Genomic DNA, 21,304 nt, shown 5'->3' with positions numbered 1-21,304 from the left:
GCAAGGGAACGGAATTATTACTATTAAATAATATTACACCGGGGGTAAACGATGAAAAAAATTTTATTATGGTTAACACTTTTTATGCTTGTAATGGGGTTACTAGCGGGTTGCTCTAACTCTAACGGGGAGGGTGCCGAACCAAGAAAGACAAAGGATGGAAAAATAATTGTAGATTTTTGGACTTTTTGGGGTTCAGAGACAAGAAGGCCCATAATTGAAAAAATAGTAGATGATTATAATGCTTCCCAAGATAAGGTCTTTATTAAACATACCTTTTTGCCATGGGGAGATATTTGGACAAAGAATCTTGCAGCGATTGCAGCAGGGAATCCACCAGATGTCATTATAAATGATATTAATTCTGTTTCCCATAGAGCGAAAAATAACCAAGCAGAGAATCTGTCGAAGTACATAAATAATGCTGATTTTAAAAACAAGTTCTATCCGGAACTTTGGAAAACTGTCGAATATGAAGGTGACCCATATGCAGTACCTTTCAATACTGATACGCGATTATTATTTTATAATAAAAAAGCTTTTAAAGAAGCGGGGCTTGACCCAAACAAACCTCCTGAAACATGGGAAGAACTAGAAGCCTATGCAAAAAAACTGGATAAAAAAGATGGAGGTAAATATGAACGTATAGGATTTTATCCGCTCTGGGGTTCTTTTGGACCTGAAAGCTGGATGATGAATGCTGATAATGGTGAGGGTTACATCGACAAAGATGGTGATGTGGCAATCGCGACAAAAGAAAAAGTAAAAGCGCTGAATTGGATCAAAAGTTGGAACGATCGTATAGGCAATGAAAATATTAATGCTTACAAAGCAGACTTTGGAAGTGAACAATCAAATCCTTTTATTGCAGGTAAAGTTGCTATGATGATCGATGTAGGCACTTTCTACACACAAATTAGAGACTATGGAAAAGATATGGATTTTGGCGTGGCACCTATTCCTGCGGTTTCTAAAAATGAGAAGAATTGGAGTCAAGGAGGAGGATTCGTTGCTGAAATTCCAAAAGGTTCAAAGAATCCGGATGAAGCATGGAAGTTTATTGAGTACTTAACTGATACAGAAGCACAAACATACTGGGCAACAGAAAACTTTGATAATGTAGCAAATATTAAAGCCGCTGAAAAAGCACAGTCATTGCTTGAAGGAAAAGATAAAGAAGTATATGGAGCAACAGTTAAAAATATGGAGGTAACGAAATTGCATCCTGTTCCAGTAAATGCACCAGATTATCAATCCAAGATCAATCCAACAATTGATGCTGTACTCCTAGGGGAAAGAAAAGCAGAAGAGGCTCTTAAAGAAGCTGAGAAATCTGTAAAGCAAAGTATAGATCAGTAGAGATCAAGGGAGCTATGCCTCCCTTGTTTAAGTATGAAGGGGGTTTTGAGATGGAGACGGTCTATGCGAATAAAAAAAAGAAAAAGATAAGTAAAAAAAGCCAAAAGGTAAAAGCAAAAAACCGCCATATGATCCGTTCTTTAAGATTAAGAGAAGAGCTATCCGGATATTTATTTATCGCTCCATGGATCATAGGTTTTCTATTTCTAATGCTTGGTCCATTGTTGTTTTCTTTATATACAAGTTTTACGAATTACAACATTACTTCAGAGATGGAATTTATCGGATTGGAAAATTATAAACGCATGTTTACTGCAGATCAGCTGTTCTGGACCTCATTGTGGAATACACTTTACTATGTTCTTTTTTCTGTCCCGGTTACAACAGCAGGTGCGATATTATTAGCGGTTCTTCTTAATCAGCGAGTACCTGGCATGAAGTGGTATAGGACACTTTATTATTTGCCAGCAGTACTTTCTGGGGTCGCGGTCTACTTGCTTTGGATGCAACTCTTAAGTCCATCAACAGGTCTTGTGAACACGGCTCTATCGTGGTTTGGAATTAAAGGTCCTGCTTGGCTTTTCAATCCTGATTGGACTAAACCTGCTCTTATCCTCATGAAGCTTTGGAGTGTTGGTGGCGGAATGCTGCTCTATTTGGCAAGCTTACAAGGCGTTCCAAAAACAATGTATGAAGCTGCTGATATAGATGGTGCTGGATCGCTTCAGAAGTTTTTCTATATTACGATCCCGATGATCACACCCGTTATCTTTTTTGATGTAGTCACCAGCTTGATTGGAGGATTTCAAATTTTCCAGGAGGCTTATGTGATGACGGAAAACGGGGACGGGGGACCAATAAACTCTCTTCTTTTCTATAACCTGCACATGTGGAATAACGCGTTTGAAATGTTCAACATGGGATACGCATCTTCAATGGCTTGGGTATTGTTTGTAATTGTAATGATTTTAACCGTTTTGAATCTAAAATTAGGTAAAAAATGGGTTTATTATGATGGAGGGGATGAGAAGTGAGCACAGGTGCAATACCGTTTTATCAAAAGAAGTTCTTTCGTAAACTCATAAAAAAATCACTTGTTTCCTTGATTCTTTTTGCAGGCAGTCTTGTCATTTTGTCACCTATTATCTGGATGATTTCTACATCTTTGAAAACGCCTGAAGAAATCGCTCAATTTCCTCCTTCATTTTTACCAGATCAGTTTCGTTGGAGCAATTACATAGAAGCTTGGAGTACTGCTCCATTTACGAGGTGGGCAATGAATACTAGTTTTATTACGTTTTTCGTAGTGATCGGCAGTGTACTAGTAAATTCATTAGTAGCATACGGCTTTGCCAAGATAAGATTTAGAGGGAAAAATATATTATTTTTGATTGTCCTCTCATCCATGCTGATACCGGGCTTTGTTCTTCTTATACCGCAATATATGCTTTTTTCAAATCTAGGGTGGGTCAATACGTATCTTCCTCTGATCGTACCAGCTTTTCTGGGCAACGCATTTTTTATCTTTCTATTAAGACAATTTTTTATGACTCTGCCTAATGAAATGATTGAAGCTGCAAAAATCGACGGTGCTAATCATTTTCAAATCTGGTGGAAGATAGCAATGCCTTTAATGAAGCCAGCTGTTATCACCATCGCTATTCTTTCGTTCAATGGGGCATGGAATGATTTTTTAGGTCCTCTATTGTATATAAATGATGAAAAATTATATACCTTACAGATTGGTCTTCAAACTTTTAAAGGAACCGTACAAACTCAGTGGCATTATTTAATGGCTGCATCTGTAATGGTTCTGTTGCCTATAGTTCTTATTTTCTTTTTCTTTCAAAAATACTTTATTGAAGGTTCCAATATAACTTCTGGAACAAAAGGATAAATTAGTAAGTGGAATTCTTATATGTTTGATATACAGAAGAACCAGTGTCAGTGCTGTTTAAAACCCTCTGAACAGGGGAACCTACTTGTAAAGAACCCGTTTGGAGGGAAAACAGATGAAAAAAGATATTATCGGTACATATGCAAGAGAAGAAGAGGCAGTTGGGGCGATTAAAGCACTTGTTGAAAAAGGCTACAAAGCTTCAGAAATTTCAATTGTAGCTAAAGATGATGAGATCGTTGACAATGTGGCAGATGAAACGCATGTAAATGAAGAAAAAGTGCTGGATGATGATATGGATAGTGCTACATATGGCACGATCGCAGGCTTCTTAACAGGAATCGGCGGCGGAATTGCCGTCCCAGGGCTTGGTGTTCCAGGAATAGGTCCATTGCTTGCTGCAGGACCTTTTGCATCGATGTTTGATGACGGGGAAAACGATATGAAAGAAATTCTTGTGAAAATGGATGTTTCAGAAGATGATGCAGAACGTTATATGCAGGATTTAGAAGACGGGAAAATCATCGTGATGGTCGAACATAAATAGATGATGGATAGACAGAGCGCCCTGAGGGGGCGCTTTTTTTTATTTGAATAGAAAACAAGTGAAGGGAGAAAATAAACTCAAACTTTGACCTAAGCAGGGTGATGCTATATGTTACGGCGGAAAAAGAGAACAAGTTATACACTGCTTCCTTTACTAGGGCTGGTGTTTACGGGTGGATTTTTTGCTTTTTTTACGTTAATCAGGAATCAAGAACCTTACCGCACCTTGGATAAAAGGTGGAGTCGTTCAATCTATGATTCGGGCACTTTATCAAATCCTTTAATGGTGTTTTTCTCCCGTCTCAGTTCAGGATTTTTCACAGTTCCACTTGGGCTGATGCTGTTCTTCAGCTATCAAAAAACAGGGAATCGGGACAAGAGCAGATTAATCCTTTTTAATGTGATTGGTATACGAATGTTGAATGCACTTTTTAAACAGTTGTTTAAAAGAAAGCCTCCTGAATGGGAGAGGTTAATAAAAGCAAGCAAGTATGGCTACCCAAGTGCACATACAATGAATGCTGCAGGATTTTATGGATTATTGCTCTTTTTATCAGGAATGTGGAGAAATTTGTGGGCGCTTTTCGTATCATTTATTTTTTTGATTATGATTGGAGTCAGCCGTGTAAAGCTGGGAATCCACTATATTCTAGATATGGTTGCTGGACTGGCAGGTGGTTTATTCCTAAACCTGCTGAGCATAAAAACATACAAATGGTTCTTTAAACGCTGATTTTTTGTTTCAGCGTTTTTTTGTTCATATTGAAACTTTTTCCATTCTTAAACCGTTAATATAAAGTAGAGAGACAAAAGGGGAGGTAGACATGGGATTGATATTAGATATTGTGTTTGCCATTGTGATCACTGCTGGTATTGGAATTGCCATTTTTTATTTTATAAAGAACATACGAGATAAAAAGAAATCAGTGCCGGTGTATGGATTATCTTATAGCGGTGAATATACGCAAAAAAACTTTTGGACGAATGAGATTGTTATTTTTGCTATTATCACTCAAGGATTTAGTTTCTTGAAATTATCTTTAATTGTAAACATCATGATGCTTAGTTTGATTTTAATGCTTATTTTTTTGTACTTTACACAAATTTTGCGCGGTGCTATTGGTAAAAACGGAATCGTGTCTGCGAAACATTTTTATGAGTGGAGACAGGTTGATTCTGTTGAATGGATAACGGGTCTGCAAGCAGAGAACCCAGGGTATCCAAGCTGGGGGCTTGTCCGTTTTCATACAGGAAGCCGTTATGTTGAATTTATTATTAAGAAAAAGGCAGAAGAGGAAGTACGGTCATTTGTAGAAGAAAAAATGAACTTCGCTAAAGCGAACTAGTTCAAAGGATTTGTTTTTGTTGTAAAAGGTATTCTGTTTTTTCCCTCGAATAAGTTAAATGTAAAAGGGAAAAGGTGGTTTTAAATATGAAACCATGGATCAAGGCAGGGTTTATCACAGCTGGCGTAATAGTTCTTGTCAGCACATTTTTTATTGGTAACCAAGCAGACAAAGCAGTGGTTCAACAAGGCAGCTTTAATACGGATTCACTTTACATCGTCAGTGTTTTATTAGGAGCTTCTCTAATCGCTGTCGGGTTAAGGATTAAGGGTAATAAAAGTAAAGCATCAGCTCCTAAAAACAGTGCGAAATAAGCACTGTTTTTTATCGTTTTTTGTAGGTCATTCCAATCTTTTGTATAATACGAGTAGTTAACTATTAATTGTGTCAGAGGAGACAAACATGAAATACGAAGATTTTAAAGAAATTGTACACGGCAGAAGAAGCGTGCGTAAGTTTACAGATGAAGGTGTTTCTGAGGAAGATCTATACGAAATCATGGATTGTGCCCGATATGCACCTAGTGACACAAACTCGCAGACATGGGAATTTATTGTGATCCGTAATAGAGATAAAGTGAAAAAGATTGAAGAAATGACGTGGGATGCCATTCATAAACTAGCGGCAAAAGCAGAAGAGAACGGAAAGACGAAGGAAGCGAAACTGCTGACACGTTCATTCGGCCCTTATGCTACTGCGTTCTCGGGAGCTCCCGTTTTAATCATCTGTTTAGCCACTCCGTATGAATCAAAGTTCCGTGAAAAAATCTTTGATCCGATCGAGCTTGCAGAAGAGTCCGTTTGGGAAGAAGAGGGCATCAAGAGCAGCTGTCTTGCCATTCAGAATTTAATGCTTGCAGCCCATGCGCGCGGCTTGGGATCATGTCCCATGACTGGTCCTGTTTTATTAGCACAGGATGGCATCCGTGAATATTTAGATATTCCTGCTCAGAAGCAGATCAACATGGTAATTTCACTCGGCCATCCGCAGGACCAGCCGAAAAAACTGGCTCGTAAAGCAGTTGAAGAGATTGTAACGTATGTAGATTAATATGAAACCGGCTATTTGGGTTAGTTATTGACCTGGAGTAGCCGGTTTTTCTTTATTTGTGCTCGTTCAAGAGGATTTATCCTCGCTGAACGAGCGCCATCTGAGATTTATGAGCCATATTTTCATCAGAAAAATGTGGAAAAAGGATTTTTTTCGACATTTAGCGAATATATGCAGGATAAAAGTATGATGAATAAAGAAAGAGGAACATCTATGAAAGAAACATTTGATTTAATAGACTTTGCGCTGCAAAAGAGCGGTCTTGAATCTCTTAAAGATACCACTCAGGTTCAATACTTAGGTGAAGGCGCATGGCATCAGGCATATCTTATTCAGCTACGTGATAAAGAAGCTGTTGTTGTAAGGTTTCCTAAGCAGGAAGCATACGGCAGGAAAGTAGAATTTGACGAGGCGGCAAGTCTTGCAGAATACGCAGGTACGAAAGCCTATTACACACTGGCAAACAGCGTGAAACCTGGTATCTGTCCGGAGTTTTTTCATTATCATGTTGAAAAAGATAAGACGTTTACCGTTGAATCCTATGCTGGAAAAGCGATAAAACTTGAGAGCTTTACGTTCATGGAAGCATTTCAGGCTGGTGCAGAAATGGGTGAGTTTTTCCGAAATATGAACATGGCCCAGCACGGCTTAAAGGGATTCGGATACTTGAAATGGAATGGTACAGCCGTTGAAGGACAGTTTCAGTCCAGTGTCACTGATTTTATGAAGGAAGAGAACGAAGAGTACTTAAGCGATTTTAGAGAGTTCATCCAAAACTATGATCAGCCGATTCTCCCATCTGCAATTACTCATTTAGAAGAATGTATGAATAATAGGGAGATTGATGAATCAAACATCGTACTTACAAATCAGGATACCTCTCCTGAAAATATATTGCTTCATACAGATGGAAGGGTAAGTCTTATCGATCCTGTTCCGCTTTTATATTGCGGAGATTCTTTAGCGGGCAACTTTATAAACAATTATCACACACTGTATCCTGCATTTTTTAATTCACCTCGTTACGCTAAGCATCAGTTTGACCGTTTTGAGGAAAAGCTGCAAACGATAGCTGATGGATTTATGGAAGGCTATTGTAATGGTGATGCTACTGTAAGAAGACGGGTGAAACAAGAGGAATTTATTAAACTGACAAGCTTAACTGCTTTTTTGCAAAAAGTCTTGCATTCTGACATGACGTTAGAACAAAAAATTCGTTACGGAGAAAAAGCTGCAATCGCCAACAGAATTCCTGTACTTGTTAAAAGAATAGAAGAATTTCAATGGGAAGATGAAAAAAGCGGAACAAAGTTGGCATAACACGCATAGCATAGGCATATTCTTAATTTGAAAACTGACAGTTGAACGATAAGCTTTTTGTATGACTTTTAAAAGTTTTCAAAAAACGGTTGACTTTTAAAAACCGAATGCTCTATAATCCTATTCAAGAACAATAAAAACATCAACACGTTAATGTGTTAAACATAATTTGATATCTCTTATCCAGAGAGGCGGAGGGACTAGGCCCGATGAAGCCCGGCAACCAACAAACCACATTTGGTTTGGAAAGGTGCCAATTCCTACAGATCATTTTCGATCTGACAGATAAGAGGAGGCCAAAATCCTCTTCTTAGGAAGGGGATTTTTCTTTTTTCCTCTTCTAACCTTCAAAACAACTTCATGTCAATTATTTCATTTTTAAAATTGTATACCGTTTAAGGGAAAAGTTATAACCTTTATCCCTAGTTTACCTATAGATTTTATCAACTTAAACAAAAAAGGAGAGAGTAAAATGACAAAATCTTTTGATGGATACGATATTGAAACATTGCTACTACACGGGGGGCAAGCGCCTGATCCAACCACCGGTTCAAGGGCGGTGCCAATCTACCAAACAACGTCTTACGTTTTTTCGGATACGGATCATGCACAAAGCTTATTTGCACTAGATGAGCCAGGGAATATCTATAGCAGAATCGGTAACCCAACAGTTGACGTATTTGAAAAAAGAGTAGCACTTCTTGAAGACGGGGTGGCCGCAGTGGCAACTTCTTCCGGGATGTCGGCTATCGCACTCGCTATCTTAAACATTGCACATGCGGGAGATGAAATAGTAGCGGCAACAAACCTTTATGGAGGTACTTACAACCTATTTTCTATCACTCTTCCGAAATACGGAATTAACGTAAAGTTTGTTGATGCAGAGGATCCGGAGAATTTTAGAAAAGCAGTTACTCCGAATACGAAAGCGTTCTTTGCTGAAACAATTGGAAATCCTAGTTTGAACGTACTAGATATTGAGGCTGTAGCTGATATTGCACACGAAAACGGAGTGCCGCTGTTAATCGATAATACGTTCGCAACGCCATATGTGACTAAGCCATTAAGCTGGGGAGCGGATATTGTTATCCATTCAGCGACAAAATGGATCGGCGGGCATGGTACAGCGATCGGCGGTGTGGTCGTTGACGGTGGACGCTTTAATTGGAACACTGAAAAATTCCCAGGATTCACTGAGCCCGACAGAAGCTACAACGGGTTAAGATATGCGACAGATTTTGGAACACTCGCATTCGCTACAAAACTTCGCGTTCAGCTTTTACGAGATTTCGGTGCATGCTTAAGTCCTCATAATGCATTTCTACTTTTACAGGGACTAGAAACGCTGCACCTTCGAGTTGAAAAACATGCGAAAAATGCACAAGAGGTGGCAGAATATCTCGAAAAACATCCAGCGGTCGATTGGGTATCCTACCCTGGCCTTGAAGCACACCCAAGTCATGAGCTGGCTAAAAAATATTTAAGCAACGGTTTCGGTTCGATCGTAAACTTCGGAATAAAAGGCGGACGCGACGCAGGTCGTAAAGTGATCAACAACATTTCACTTTGGTCGCATGTAGCAAACGTCGGTGATGCAAAGTCACTCATAATCCATCCTGCTTCTACCACTCATCAGCAGTTAAGTGGTGAGGAATTAAAAGCTACTGGAGTAACTGAGGAACTGATCCGCTTATCCATCGGCCTCGAATCGGTAAAAGATTTAACGAACGATCTGGACCGCGCGATTCAGGCGGCAACGGGAATTGAATCGGAAAATAGAGAGATCACGATTAACGATGAAGGTGTAATCCGCTGGGCATTGCAGTCGTCACTATACAGAGCAGTTGAAAACGGCCAGGAGATTCAGCGGCCAAAGACACTTGCAATCGTCGGGTTAAGTTCCAATCCGGCAAGACCGAGCCACAGACTTGCTCGAAAAATGCAGCGTCTTGGCTATAAGATCGTACCGGTAAATCCGAGAGAAACGGAAGTACTTGATGAAAAAGCTTATCCAGATCTAAAGTCTATTCCGTTCCCAATCGATGTGGTTCAAGTGTTTAGAAGTCCTGAAGCAGCGATCGAGCTTGCGAAAGAAGCTGCGATCACTCAGCCAAAAGTATTCTGGCTTCAAGAAGGAGTCATCTCACCGGAAGCGGCGAGGATCGCAAAAGAAGCAGGAATAGACGTTGTCCATAACCGCTGCACATATAAAGAGGCGCAGCGTTTAAGAGGTACGATAGCAACATATGCGTGTGAAGTGTAAATAGAAATAGACAAATAGAGATAACAAAAGTGGAGGGAAATTGAAATGAAAAATTGGTGGAGAGGAACGCTGCTCGTTAGTTTAGCAGCTGTACTATTATTGGCGGGCTGCTCAAGCTCAGCAAAAGAAGGAGAAAAACCAGAAAAGATCAGATTGGATTACGCGTTCTATTCACCGACAAGTCTGGCACTAAAAAAGTTTGGCTGGGCAGAAGAAACCTTTAAAAAAGAAGGCATTGAAGTAGAGTGGGTGCAGAGTCAGGGAAGCAATAAAGCGTTGGAATTCCTGAATTCCGACAGCGTGGACTTTGGTTCCACGGCCGGAGCAGCTGCACTTATCGCAAAAGATAAAGGTGCACCGATCGAATCTGTCTACATCTATTCACAGCCGGAATGGACAGCACTAGTTTCGAAGGACGGAAACACGATTAAGGATGTAAAAGACCTTAAAGGAAAAAAGGTAGCCGCAACATTTGGAACAGATCCTCACATCTTTTTATTGCGTGCACTGAGTGAGGCTGGACTTTCAGCAAAAGATGTACAGATCGTAAACCTTCAGCATGCTGATGGTGCGAACGCTCTGATCAAAGGTCAAGTTGATGCTTGGGCGGGACTTGATCCGCACATGGCAAGAACAGAGTTAGAATCTGGCGGAAAATATATTTACCGCAATCCGGATTTTAATACGTATGGAACGCTGAATGTCCGATCAGAGTTTGCTAAGAATCATCCGAAGCAAGTGGAACAAGTGATTGAGCTTTACGAAAAAGCAAGAAAGTGGACACTTGAAAATCCAGAGGAAGCAGCAAAACTTTTATCTGAAGAGGCGGGGATTAAAGAAGATGTCGCTAAAAAACAACTCGAACGAAATAACTTCTCGGAACCTGTTCCAGGATCACAGCACGAAAAAGCTATATCGGCTGCAGGCGAAGTACTTCAGACAGAAGAGATTGTCAAAAAGGATACTGACATCCAGAAACTCGTAAAAGAATTGATCAACCCTAAGTTTGCTGAAAAAGTAATCAATAAATAACACAGAAGGAAGGAGGAAGTGCCAGTGATTTCAGAAACACAAAAATGGAAAGCGGGCGATAGAGCAGCAGCTGCTAAGCTCTCTTCTCCAAAAGGTTTATTCAAAAAAGGGCGCGGAATTGTTCTTGGTTCTATCCTGCCGGTCGTCCTGCTTATAGCTTGGGAGCTGGCTGCGAAAGCTGGATTGCTGGCGCCGCACCTGCTTCCGGCACCAAGCGTTATTTTAGAAAAGATAATTAGCATGTATAGAGATGGTTCTCTGTTCGGCCATGTTTCAATTACATTAACACGCGTGTTCTTAGGATTTGCGATTGGTACAGCAGCCGCGGTTGTGATTGGAGCCGTCGTCGGGTATGCCAAAACAGCTGAACAGCTTCTGGATCCATTGTTTCAAGCAGTTCGTTCCATTCCTTCTCTCGCTTGGGTGCCACTGTTTATTTTATGGATGGGAATCGGAGAGCCTTCTAAGATTTCCTTGATTGCAGTCGGCGTGTTTTTTCCGGTGTATTTGAACATCGTGGCAGGCATTCAAGGGGTTGACCGAAAGCTGATCGAAGTAGGAAAGATTTATCAGCTATCTCCATTTCAGCTGACGAAGCGCATTATTTTACCAGCAGCATTGCCATCCTTTATTACAGGAATGAGAAGCGGACTCGGGCTAGGCTGGATGTTCGTTGTCGCCGCTGAGCTGATGGGAGCAAGTGAAGGATTAGGGTATTTGCTAGTCGTCGGTCAGAACACGTATTCACCAGATACCGTCATTGCCAGTATCCTGCTTTTTGCCTTATTAGGGAAAGTGACAGACTCGGTTCTAAAATGGATTGAATATCGTTCTCTTAAATGGCAGGACAGCATAAGCAACCAAGCGTAGAAGGAGGGGAAACAGATGCTTCAGATTAACCGTTTAAAACGGACGTTTAACAATAACCAGGCTGGATTTCAGAACATTAATTTTTCCGTGGATAAGGGTGAAATCATCGGAATCTTAGGCACGAGCGGATGCGGTAAAAGTACACTGCTGCGTGTGCTTTCAGGACTCGATTCGAACTACGAAGGTAAGATTTCTTCAAATGACGGAAAAAGCAATATCGGGATGATGTTTCAGGAACCAAGGCTTCTTCCATGGCTGTCTGTGAAAGACAACATCTCATTTGGTCTAGAAAAAGAAGAACGAAAATCAAACAAATATCAAACGTATTTAGACCTTGTAGGATTAACCGGCTTTGACAATCATTATCCGAAAGATCTCTCTGGCGGAATGGCACAGCGGACAGCAATCGCAAGAGCGCTGATCACAGATCCTGAAGTTTTGCTTTTGGATGAACCGTTCAGTGCACTAGACGCATTTACAAAAATGCAGCTGCAGGACCTCCTTCTATCAATCTGGCAAAAGAAGCAAACGACAATGCTTCTTGTCACTCATGATATCGATGAAGCTCTCTACCTGTGTGATAGAATTTTCATCTTAAAAGGCCAGCCTGGAGAAGTTTTTGCTGAAGTAACTGTTGAGAAACCAAAGCCGAGGACGCGTGGAGATGCTTATCTCTCAAAACAGAAGGCGCATATTTTAAATCTATTAAATGTTGAAAAGAAAGCAGCAGGTGACGAGCAATGACAAAACTAGCAGCCATTGAACCTGTAAGCGGGACCTATAATGTTGTGACTGACAGAGATGACGCACCATTTTCTTGGGATACCATAACGGAAAGGTTCAACAGAAGAGATGATGGCAAGACGAACATGGCTTATGAATGTGTGGACCGCCATGTAGAAGAGGGGCGCGGAAAAAAGACAGCTCTGCATTACTTGGATGATTCACAGGAATATAAAATCACGTACGAGGAACTAAAGAAAACAACAGATAAATGGGCAGCAGTGCTTTCTAAGCATGGTGTAAAAAAAGGAGATTTCGTATTTGTCTTCCTGCCTAAACATCCTGATTGTCATATTGCCATGCTTGCAGCTATTAAACTAGGAGCAGTTGTCGGTCCGCTGTTTGAAGCATTTATGTCTGATGCTGTAAGAGACCGCATTGCAGATTGTGAAGGAACTTTTTTAATTACAGATCAAGACCTCTATAAGCGGGTCCCACGAAATGAGCTGCCGAGCCTTCATACGGTCTTTTTAACAGATGGAGCTGGAAGAAATGGAGAGATCTCATTAAAAGATGAAGTGAAAGCTGTTGGAGATATTGAGAGCCTAGTGGAGTGGGTCGATCCAGAACATGGTTTGAATATCCACTATACGTCAGGCTCTACAGGCAAGCCGAAAGGGATTATTCACGCTCATCGTGCAATGACACAGCAATATTTAACCGGCCGCTGGGTACTTGATATTCAGGAAGACGATGTTTACTGGTGCACGGCACATCCAGGCTGGGTTACAGGAACCGTGTACGGAGTATTCGCACCTCTTTTAAATGGAGCAACGATCGTGGTACACGGCGGACGTTTTAAAGCGGAGCAATGGTATGAAACGCTGCAAAATACCGGCGTAACCGTTTGGTATAGTGCTCCTACTGCCTTTCGAATGCTTATGGCAAAAGGGAATAAGCTGCCTGAACAATATGATCTATCGAAACTGCGCCATATTCTGAGTGTAGGTGAACCATTAAATCCAGAGGTTATTTATTGGGGCAAAAATATTCTTGGAAAAAGAATTCATGATACATGGTGGATGACAGAAACAGGTGCGCAGCTTATCGTGAACCTGCCGAATGCAACAATCAAGCCAGGATCGATGGGAAAAGCATTTCCAGGTATTACGGCAACCGTTTTAGATGAAGAAGGAAAAGAACTGCCTCCGTTTTCTGTCGGTCATTTAGCGATCAAGGCACCTTGGCCGGCTATCATGAAAGAAGTGTGGCAGAACGCTGAGAAGTATAGATCTTATTTTGGATGGGGTGACTGGTACGTTTCGGGTGATCTTGCTTACCGTGATGACGATGGCTATATCTTCTTCCAAGGACGTTCGGACGACATGATCAATTCATCAGGTGAAAGAATCGGTCCGTTTGAAGTTGAGAGTAAACTTATTGAGCACGAAGCTGTGGCGGAAGCAGGAGTGATCGGGAAACCTGATCCTATTCGTGGAGAAATCGTTAAAGCTTTTATCGTGCTGAAAGACGGCTATTCACAGAGCAGTGATCTGTTAGAAGAGATCCGTGTCTATGTTAGAGGGCAACTTGCGGCGCACGCAGCACCGCGCGAGATCGAAGTGGTAGAGGAACTCCCGAAAACAAAGATCAGCGGAAAAATTTTACGAAGAGAGCTGAAGGCCCGTGAGCTGCAAAAACTTGCTTGAAACAAACCGGAAAATCGGCAAGGTGAGAATCGGTGATTTTGCCTTAGAGTCAGGCCAAGTAATAACTGATGCTGAGCTGGCATATGAGATAACCGGAAATATGAAGGGACCGGTGCTCCTGTTATGTCATGCTCTTACAGGAAATCAGCATGCATACGGTTCAGAAGAAGAGCCAGGCTGGTGGAGAGGACTGATCGGACCCGAAGGATATATTGATACAACCCTTTTTCAGGTTATTACGTTTAATGTTCTTGGAGGATGCAGCGGTTCAACGGGGCCAGCTGAAGTTAATCCGGAAACCGGCAAGCCCTATCATAAAACGTTTCCCTTTGTTACGGTACGAGACATGGTTCGTGCTCAGCGCCAGGCGTTAGATGTTTTAGGCGTGCCAAGGCTTTTTGCTATTTTAGGAGGTTCCCTTGGCGGCATGCAAGCGATGGAATGGGCCGTTCAGTATCCTTATTTTATGGAAAAAGTATTCATTTTCGCAGCTACGCCATTCCTGAATGATTATGGTGTAGGTTTTAACAGGATGGCCATTCACGCGATTGTAAATGATCCTGTCTATAGAAGCGGCAGGCGTGCTGAAGGAGAAAGAATAGTAGGTCTTGAGATTGCAAGAATGGCGGGTCTTCTGACATACCGTCAGCCGAAGCTTTTTAATGAAAGATTTCAAAGGGAAGTACGTGAGACAGATGTTGAAGGAAAGCCATATTTTCAAGTGGATTCTTATTTGAATTATCAAGGGGAAAAATTGACGAAACGATTTGATGTGGATAGTTATTTGACCCTTCTATATGCGATGAATGCTTATGATATTGGCGATAAGCTTGGCGGCTGGAAACGGGCAGCCTCACAGATTCAAGCGGAAGTCCATGCTTTCGGGTACGAAGGCGACCTGCTTTATCCGCCTGAAGTGATTGAAGCATTCGTTAAACACACTCGTTATGGCACTTTTTATTCGATTGAAACAGACTTTGGGCATGATGGTTTCTTAGTAGAGTTCGACAAGTGGGGACCTTATGTAAAGAATGCATTGAATCAGGAAAGGAGGCTGCAATATGGCACCTATTAAAGCGGCATTGCTTGGTTTTGGAACAGTAGGGCAAGGTGTTTATGAAGCGTTGAAAACTCACAGGGAACAGCTGAAATCTGTACTGGGTGAGGAAGTCATTATCGAAGCCATCTTAGTAAAAGATGGTGCAAAAAAGCGGGATGTTGATGAACATATCCTAGTCACGACTGACTTTGAGGAAGTATTGAACATCCCAGATCTGCAGATTGTTTTTGAAGCCATTGTAGGAGAGGAGCCAGGGTTCACGTATTTAAGCAAAGCCATTGAAAAAGGGTGCCGCGTTATCACTGCCAACAAAGTGATGTTTGCGAGACACGGTAAAACATTGCTTGAAAAGGCTGAGGAAGCGGGGGTTTCTGTTGGCTATGAAGCGACGACTGCTGGGGGAACACCGATTATCCGCAGCATTTCACAGCTCTTGCAAGTGAACGATATTCTCTCGGTCGAAGCTATTTTAAATGGTACTTCTAATTATATTTTGTCAAATATGCGTGAAAAAGGGTTAACGTTTGAAGAGGTGTTAAGGAAGGCTCAGGAACTCGGATATGCAGAAGCAGATCCGGTTAATGATGTAGAAGGATTTGACGCCTTTTATAAGCTCATGATTCTTAGCGAATTATCTTTTGGAAGTTCTCCAAACTGGGATGAGGTGGAGCGAAAAGGAATCACTGAAGTCTCGTCTGAGCAGATTGAAGTATTTAGCCGCTGGGGCTTTAAAGTGAAGCATTTAGCGAGGATCAAAAGTGACCGCGGCCATTTCACAGCTTCTGTAAAGCCGGTGCTCGTTGATGCGGAACATCCTCTATACGGAGTGGAAGATGTTCAGAACGCAATCATGGTAGAAACAAGTCTTGCTGGTAAAGTGACTGTTCAAGGTGCCGGAGCAGGCAAACTCCCAACGGCGAGTGCGATGGTTGAAGACCTGACGTATGTGCTTCAAGGTCATTCAGGCGGATCTGTTGCGAGGAAGAAGCAGTCTGTTTTAAAAGCTGATTCTTCGGGCAGGAAATCAGTCGTCGGTTCATTCGTAGGGGAATACGCCGTGATTGGTCCATCCGTAGGTTTTAATGGTTCAGATGATATTCAGCTTTTAAAACAAGATGTAAGAGGAGACTTGGTTTATTTACTGATCAGATGTGAGGAAAAAACAGCTGAATCGTTAAAAACGAATTCTGATCTTGTTGTATATGAAGTGGCAGGGAAATTGAAACCAGCAGAAGTAAAAGTTGAAGAACGAGATCTCGTGCTTCAAAGAGTGATTAATCTTTAAAGCGCCAGCTTCATCAAGTGGATGTTGAGAACATTGCAGAGTGGCTCCTGCAGTGTTTTTTTTTGGCTAAAGTAATAAACTTAAATATTTTTGGAATTTTATCAAATATAAACATTTTTTTACAAAAATAATGTATAATTCATCTGTAATAAAAATTTAATAAAGGGGGAGAATTGAAATGTCAATTCTACAAAAACAAGGGATGACATCAGAAGAACTTCAGCTTTTGAGTTCTGAAATGTCGAAAAAACAAAAATCTAGCGGCACAACTTGGTTACTATGGCTGTTTACAGGTGGTTTTGGTGGACATCGTTTTTACCTTGGTAAGACCGGTACTGCAGTTGCTATGCTCTTTACATTTGGCGGTTTAGGAATTTGGGCATTTATCGATCTTTTCTTAATTAACGGAATGGTTAAATCTACAAATGAAAAGATTGAGAATGAAGTACTTTCCGAAATTAGATTATACAAACAAGCTCAAAAAAATTCAGAAGTTGCAGCAGCTGCTCAAAACTAATAAAGCTGGTGAATAACTTGTACTCAGAATTACTTAAAATAGATTTAACACTTGAAGAGCTTGCATTTTTAGAGTCGGAAATGCTTAAAAAATCTAAAAGTAAAGAAGCAGCTTGGGGATTATGGGCCGGACTTTCTTTTTTTGGAGCACATCGTTTTTTTACAGAGGACTATAAATATGCATCAGCTATGTTAGGGACAACATTTATACCTTTAGCGATTTTAATTTATATGCTTTTTGATTACTATTATAATGAGCCATTATTTTATTTTTCTTTATTTCTATTAATAGGGTCTGTTATTTGGAGTTGGATTGATGCCTTCTTTTTAAATAGAAGAATGATCCAATTAAATGAAACAATAGAGCAAAATATATTGAATCAAATACAACAAAATAGAAATCATAAAAAAAGACAAAATCTTTAATGATACATTTAAAGCCTGCCCTCATAAGAGTGCAGGCCTTTTTTCTCTCTCTAGTTCTCTATCTCTATAGTCATTCGAGGGGTTTTCTAAGCAAAAGGTATTAACGCAATTGATTGCTAGATTAACTCAGCGCCTTACTTCCAGCTTGGAAGAAAGGTGGTGATTAACACCAGCCTCCTCCGTAACCGCCGCCGTAACCGCCGCCGTAACCACCGCACCAGCAACACCCAACGATGATTAACAAGATAAATAGCACTACGATCAAGGCAAAGCTGTTTCCGTGTGACTTAAATCCCATATAACCCACCTCCTTCTTTACAATGACAGATTATTAAAGGTACAAGTTAAAGGTTTGGGCGGAATTAGCCCATTTTTTCAGGACAAGAGCGAAATAGTACTTATACTTGAAAAAGCTGAAACATATATTTACCAAACTTTGGATTAAGGTATAATTACACCAAAGCTAATGTAGGATTATTGGATTTGTTCTGGGGGTATTTTATGTTAGATAATATGCTTTACCTTTTCTTTGTCTTTCCTGTTTTGAGTTTATTGCTAGGTCTTATTGGCGGCCTGTTGAATGTCGCAAGCTGGAAGACAGCATTAATCGGAGCGTTAATTTTAACTGGTTTCTATATCTACTGGTCCTCAACTCTGACACCTGAAGAGGATTTAGGTGGTTCAATAGAATTTTTAATAATCGATGTGTTACTGATCTACGGCGTAAATCGTCTTGTACTTTTAATAAAATCTTTTTTCAGGAGCTGATATGATGTACGGAATTCTGGGATTTCTAGATCGGGAAACCGAAGAAAAAATTGATAAATTAAGAGATGGAATGAAAAAGGCGGGCATAGCTGATTACGGTATAAGGCCGCATGTAACGATTGCCACTCATAATGAGCTCGAAGTAGAGTTGTTTAAAAAAGAGATGGAACAGTATTTTATGAATCAGCTAGCTATTCAGTTGTTTTTTCCATCAATCGGCATGTTTTTAAACAGCGGAACCTTGTATGCAGCCCCCACTAAAGATCCGAATTTAACAGAATTCCACACTAATTATCATGAACGGTTTAAGGGAGTAATCGATCCGAAATCTTTATATGCCCCGTCACAGTGGGTTCCTCATTGTACGATAGCGAGTCATCTGACACATGAAAGGCTCGTGGAAGCTTTTGATTACTCGGCGAAACATTTAGAGCCGTTTACAGCTCGAATTGAAAGTGTGGAGTTGCTCGAGCTGGTGTTTGATGAAGATATATGTACAGATATGAAGGATATATTTACAGTGGATTTAAAGGGAATTTAGATGGTTAGGTCATCTTTTAAAATAGCTTTGTCACATTGTTTGCTAAGTTTATTTTGTTTGTTATTTCTAGGTGATTTTTAACACCTTGCGTATGAACAGCTTCTAGGTGTGCCTATAATAATATGGATTTTTTTTCTTTCGGCTATTTCTTTTATGTTTGGTTTAATTGCAATAGGGAGTATAAATGGGTTTTGGTCTTCAATTGGGAGAGGGATGGTAATTATTCTTTCTTTTGGTGTCGCTGTGTTTTCTGGATTCATCTGGTTGTTTGATAACGTAATTAAAGAGATATCATAGCTGAAGTTTTAAAGGATCTATTGTATGGTTATACATATAAATAGCCATATAGAAAGGAATAAAATTAAGATGTGGAATGAATTTAAGACCTTTATTATGCGCGGCAATGTGATGGATCTTGCCATTGGGGTAATCATCGGAGCAGCATTCGGAAAGATTGTAACTTCTTTAGTTGAAGATGTAATTATGCCTCCAATCGGCCTATTGCTAGGGAAAGTAGATTTTAGCAACTTATACATAAACCTCGGAAAAGGAGATTATTCCTCATTGGGTGAAGCCCAAAAAGCAGGAGCAGCAACTCTGAATTATGGTCTTTTTATTAATACACTCATCAATTTTTTAATCATTGCTCTTGTTATTTTCCTAGTTGTGAAACAGATCAACCGTTTGAAAAAGAAAGAAGAAGTGAAAGAACCAGATACAAAAGAATGCAAATATTGCTTATCTACGATCCCTTTAAGAGCAATTAAGTGCCAAAATTGTACAGCAGATTTAAATGATGATGAAGTAGTTAGACAGCCCTCAGCAGAATAAGAGGGCTGTTTTTGCAAGTTAAGGTGTCAGCAAAGTTTTCTTTATCATGTATCTATCATGGAATTAACATAGAAATAATTACAATAAATGGATAATATGAAGAAAACAGAATAGAGGTATTTTTTATGAAGAACTTCAGAAAAGTTATTTGGATAGTAACGGGCTTTTTCTTAGTCGGTTTTTCTTTACTTTTTGGTCCAGACCTATTGGTGAAATTCCAAGCGAACCAACAGGCGTCACAGTTTTTAAAACATGCAGCGAATCAAAACTTTGAAGAAGCGTTTGATCAGATTTATTTTTACAATGGTGCGTATGACGAAGACGTAACAATTTCTGAGGAAAACGCAAAAGGTATCTGGGTAAACAGAAACAAGAAGTTGTTTACAGAAGGGACTTATATTAAGTCTTACGACGACTTAAGTATTCGTATGAACGACGGCTGGCCTATTGGCTATGTCGATCTCGTTATGGTGGAAAACGGTCAAGAGAAAAAATATCGGGATGTATATATTTCTTTTAATAAAAAGAATAAGTGGAAGGTAGGCATGCTGCAAACGATGCAGGAAAGAGAGTGGGAAAAACCATATAGCGGGTATGTTGTACAATAAAAAAGCTGATCCCTTTGGACCAGCTTTTCTTTGCTTATTTTTTGATTAGACCGATTTCAACAAGACGTTCATATAAGAAGTCGCCAGCTGTGATCGGCGGATACTTCTCAGGATTATCTTCAGAGATGCATGAAGGAATCGTCTCCAACAATGAATTCGGATATGGATGTACGAAGAACGGCATGGAATAACGAGATGTGTTCTCACCTTCAGGATTTACTACACGGTGAGTGGTTGCCGGGATCACTTCATTCGTGATGCGGGAAAGCATGTCCCCAGCGTCAACGATAATTTGTCCTTTTTCAGCTTTAACAGGCACCCATTCTCCTTCACGAGTCAGAAGCTCTAGGCCAGAAGCCGTTGATTCTACTAAAAGAGTGATCAAGTTAATATCTTCATGTTCACCTGCACGGATCGCACCTTTATCCATTGAATCATCAAGAGGCGGGTAGTGGATTGCACGAAGAATGCTGTTTCCGTCTTGGATCATATCAGCAAAAAATCTTGGACGAAGGTCCATTTGAATCGCTAATGCTTCAAGCATGTTGCGAGCAACACGCTCTAATTCACGATAAAAGTTCAAAGCAAATTGACGAAGCTCAGCTACTTCTTCTGGCCAAACGTTAGCTGCATAATCACTTGAAAGCGGATGTCCAACCGGAAGCTCTTGGCCCACGTGGAAGAATTCTTTTAGATCTCCAACTGAACGATTCTTCGCATGTTCTTTTCCGAATCCAGTGTATCCGCGAGCTCCGCCTTCAACACCTTCATACTTTTGCTTAATTTCTGTATCAAGAGTGAAAAACTTTTCCCACAGTTCATAGTTTTTCTCGATTAAGTGAGTGTTCACACCATGACCTTCTAAAATGATAAAACCTGTTTCTTTCAGACCAGCTTCAAACTGAGCAGCAAAATCTTTGCGCTGTTCAGAAGTGCCGTGTGTAAAGTTTTTCAGATTTAATGTTTTAACTAGTGATGTAGTTTGTGTAGACATATTAAATAGCCCCCAGACATTTATGTAATCGCTTTCAAACAGTTTAAATTTTATCATAAAAGTATTGAGTAGCAATAGATATTTTCAAGAGTAATACTATTTTTAAACATAGGTAGTACGGAAATACAAGATACTGGAAGCGGTTAAGTGATTATTAGAT

The 21,304-nt window shown here is 40.3% G+C and carries 24 protein-coding genes and 1 riboswitch; of the genes, 22 read left to right on the top strand and 2 right to left on the bottom strand.

The window, feature by feature from the left end; all coding sequences use genetic code 11:
- Positions 1-51 precede the first annotated feature (51 nt).
- The 18 genes from UN64_RS12395 to UN64_RS12310 all read left to right on the top strand — a co-directional run bounded on the left by UN64_RS12395 (position 52) and on the right by UN64_RS12310 (position 17,402).
- Entirely contained in the window at positions 52-1,359 is a 1,308-nt protein-coding gene (locus tag UN64_RS12395) for an ABC transporter substrate-binding protein (protein ID WP_077363112.1), read from the top strand.
- A 128-nt stretch (positions 1,360-1,487) separates the two neighbouring features.
- Entirely contained in the window at positions 1,488-2,393 is a 906-nt protein-coding gene (locus UN64_RS12390) for a carbohydrate ABC transporter permease (RefSeq protein ID WP_077363775.1), read from the top strand.
- A complete protein-coding gene (locus tag UN64_RS12385; protein WP_077363110.1) occupies positions 2,390-3,256 on the top strand; it encodes a carbohydrate ABC transporter permease in 867 nt (288 codons plus the stop codon). The genes UN64_RS12390 and UN64_RS12385 overlap by 4 nt, the downstream gene beginning before the upstream one ends.
- A gap of 115 nt (positions 3,257-3,371) precedes the next feature.
- Positions 3,372-3,803 carry a general stress protein gene (locus UN64_RS12380; RefSeq protein ID WP_077363108.1) on the top strand — a complete coding sequence of 144 codons (432 nt, stop codon included), beginning with the start codon at positions 3,372-3,374 and terminating at the stop codon, positions 3,801-3,803.
- 108 nt (positions 3,804-3,911) lie between these two features.
- Complete coding sequence (locus UN64_RS12375; RefSeq protein ID WP_077363106.1) at positions 3,912-4,535, top strand: phosphatase PAP2 family protein; 624 nt, start codon at positions 3,912-3,914, stop codon at positions 4,533-4,535.
- Positions 4,536-4,626: 91 nt separating this feature from the next.
- Complete coding sequence (locus UN64_RS12370) at positions 4,627-5,148, top strand: hypothetical protein (RefSeq protein WP_077363104.1); 522 nt, start codon at positions 4,627-4,629, stop codon at positions 5,146-5,148.
- Between the two features lie 86 nt (positions 5,149-5,234).
- The gene (locus tag UN64_RS12365; RefSeq protein WP_077363102.1) at positions 5,235-5,462 is read left to right on the top strand and encodes a hypothetical protein; all 228 of its coding nucleotides are present in this window, start codon (positions 5,235-5,237) and stop codon (positions 5,460-5,462) included.
- 88 nt (positions 5,463-5,550) lie between these two features.
- Positions 5,551-6,198, top strand: a complete 648-nt coding sequence (locus UN64_RS12360) for a nitroreductase family protein (RefSeq protein WP_077363100.1) — start codon at positions 5,551-5,553, stop codon at positions 6,196-6,198.
- A gap of 213 nt (positions 6,199-6,411) precedes the next feature.
- Complete coding sequence (locus UN64_RS12355; protein ID WP_171978889.1) at positions 6,412-7,518, top strand: hypothetical protein; 1,107 nt, start codon at positions 6,412-6,414, stop codon at positions 7,516-7,518.
- Positions 7,519-7,694: 176 nt separating this feature from the next.
- A riboswitch (SAM riboswitch) is annotated at positions 7,695-7,810 on the top strand.
- Positions 7,811-7,990: 180 nt separating this feature from the next.
- Positions 7,991-9,781: a PLP-dependent aspartate aminotransferase family protein gene (locus tag UN64_RS12350; protein ID WP_077363096.1), complete on the top strand. Its 1,791-nt coding sequence runs from the start codon at positions 7,991-7,993 to the stop codon at positions 9,779-9,781.
- Between the two features lie 45 nt (positions 9,782-9,826).
- Complete coding sequence (locus tag UN64_RS12345) at positions 9,827-10,813, top strand: aliphatic sulfonate ABC transporter substrate-binding protein (protein ID WP_077363094.1); 987 nt, start codon at positions 9,827-9,829, stop codon at positions 10,811-10,813.
- Between the two features lie 24 nt (positions 10,814-10,837).
- Entirely contained in the window at positions 10,838-11,683 is an 846-nt protein-coding gene (locus UN64_RS12340; protein WP_425590107.1) for an ABC transporter permease, read from the top strand.
- Positions 11,684-11,698: 15 nt separating this feature from the next.
- A complete protein-coding gene (locus tag UN64_RS12335; RefSeq protein WP_077363092.1) occupies positions 11,699-12,427 on the top strand; it encodes an ABC transporter ATP-binding protein in 729 nt (242 codons plus the stop codon).
- Positions 12,424-14,115, top strand: a complete 1,692-nt coding sequence (gene acsA / locus UN64_RS12330; RefSeq protein WP_077363090.1) for an acetate--CoA ligase — start codon at positions 12,424-12,426, stop codon at positions 14,113-14,115. The genes UN64_RS12335 and acsA overlap by 4 nt, the downstream gene beginning before the upstream one ends.
- Positions 14,093-15,190 (top strand): homoserine O-acetyltransferase MetX, encoded by a 1,098-nt coding sequence (gene metX, locus UN64_RS12325; RefSeq protein WP_077363088.1) that lies wholly within the window; start codon positions 14,093-14,095, stop codon positions 15,188-15,190. Before acsA ends, metX begins: the two co-directional genes overlap by 23 nt.
- The gene (locus tag UN64_RS12320) at positions 15,177-16,460 is read left to right on the top strand and encodes a homoserine dehydrogenase (RefSeq protein ID WP_077363086.1); all 1,284 of its coding nucleotides are present in this window, start codon (positions 15,177-15,179) and stop codon (positions 16,458-16,460) included. The genes metX and UN64_RS12320 overlap by 14 nt, the downstream gene beginning before the upstream one ends.
- Positions 16,461-16,638: 178 nt before the next feature.
- The gene (locus UN64_RS12315) at positions 16,639-16,977 is read left to right on the top strand and encodes a TM2 domain-containing protein (protein WP_077363084.1); all 339 of its coding nucleotides are present in this window, start codon (positions 16,639-16,641) and stop codon (positions 16,975-16,977) included.
- Between the two features lie 17 nt (positions 16,978-16,994).
- On the top strand, positions 16,995-17,402 hold the full coding sequence (locus UN64_RS12310; RefSeq protein WP_077363082.1) for an NINE protein: 408 nt from the start codon (positions 16,995-16,997) through the stop codon (positions 17,400-17,402).
- Positions 17,403-17,565: 163 nt separating this feature from the next.
- Here the strand turns inward: UN64_RS12310 and UN64_RS12305 are convergent, their stop codons facing one another.
- The gene (locus UN64_RS12305) at positions 17,566-17,700 is read right to left on the bottom strand and encodes a YjcZ family sporulation protein (protein ID WP_077363080.1); all 135 of its coding nucleotides are present in this window, start codon (positions 17,698-17,700) and stop codon (positions 17,566-17,568) included.
- Positions 17,701-17,903: 203 nt separating this feature from the next.
- Between UN64_RS12305 and UN64_RS12300 the strand changes: the two genes are divergently transcribed.
- The 4 genes from UN64_RS12300 (at position 17,904) to UN64_RS12285 (ending at position 20,150) form a co-directional block, all read left to right on the top strand.
- Positions 17,904-18,170, top strand: coding sequence for a hypothetical protein (locus UN64_RS12300; protein WP_077363078.1), 267 nt, complete (start codon positions 17,904-17,906; stop codon positions 18,168-18,170).
- Between the two features lie 4 nt (positions 18,171-18,174).
- Entirely contained in the window at positions 18,175-18,711 is a 537-nt protein-coding gene (locus UN64_RS12295; protein WP_171978888.1) for a 2'-5' RNA ligase family protein, read from the top strand.
- Between the two features lie 366 nt (positions 18,712-19,077).
- Positions 19,078-19,542 carry a large conductance mechanosensitive channel protein MscL gene (gene mscL, locus UN64_RS12290; protein ID WP_077363074.1) on the top strand — a complete coding sequence of 155 codons (465 nt, stop codon included), beginning with the start codon at positions 19,078-19,080 and terminating at the stop codon, positions 19,540-19,542.
- 125 nt (positions 19,543-19,667) lie between these two features.
- A complete protein-coding gene (locus tag UN64_RS12285; RefSeq protein ID WP_077363072.1) occupies positions 19,668-20,150 on the top strand; it encodes a hypothetical protein in 483 nt (160 codons plus the stop codon).
- A gap of 34 nt (positions 20,151-20,184) precedes the next feature.
- On the opposite strand, the gene UN64_RS12280 is transcribed toward UN64_RS12285, so the two are convergent.
- Positions 20,185-21,144: an isopenicillin N synthase family dioxygenase gene (locus UN64_RS12280; protein ID WP_077363070.1), complete on the bottom strand. Its 960-nt coding sequence runs from the start codon at positions 21,142-21,144 to the stop codon at positions 20,185-20,187.
- Positions 21,145-21,304: the final 160 nt, after the last annotated feature.

This window comes from Fictibacillus arsenicus (genome assembly GCF_001999465.1).
GTDB lineage: Bacteria > Bacillota > Bacilli > Bacillales > Fictibacillaceae > Fictibacillus > Fictibacillus arsenicus.
Note: the sequence above shows the minus strand (reverse complement) of the source record. Positions and strands in the feature narration are given on the sequence as shown.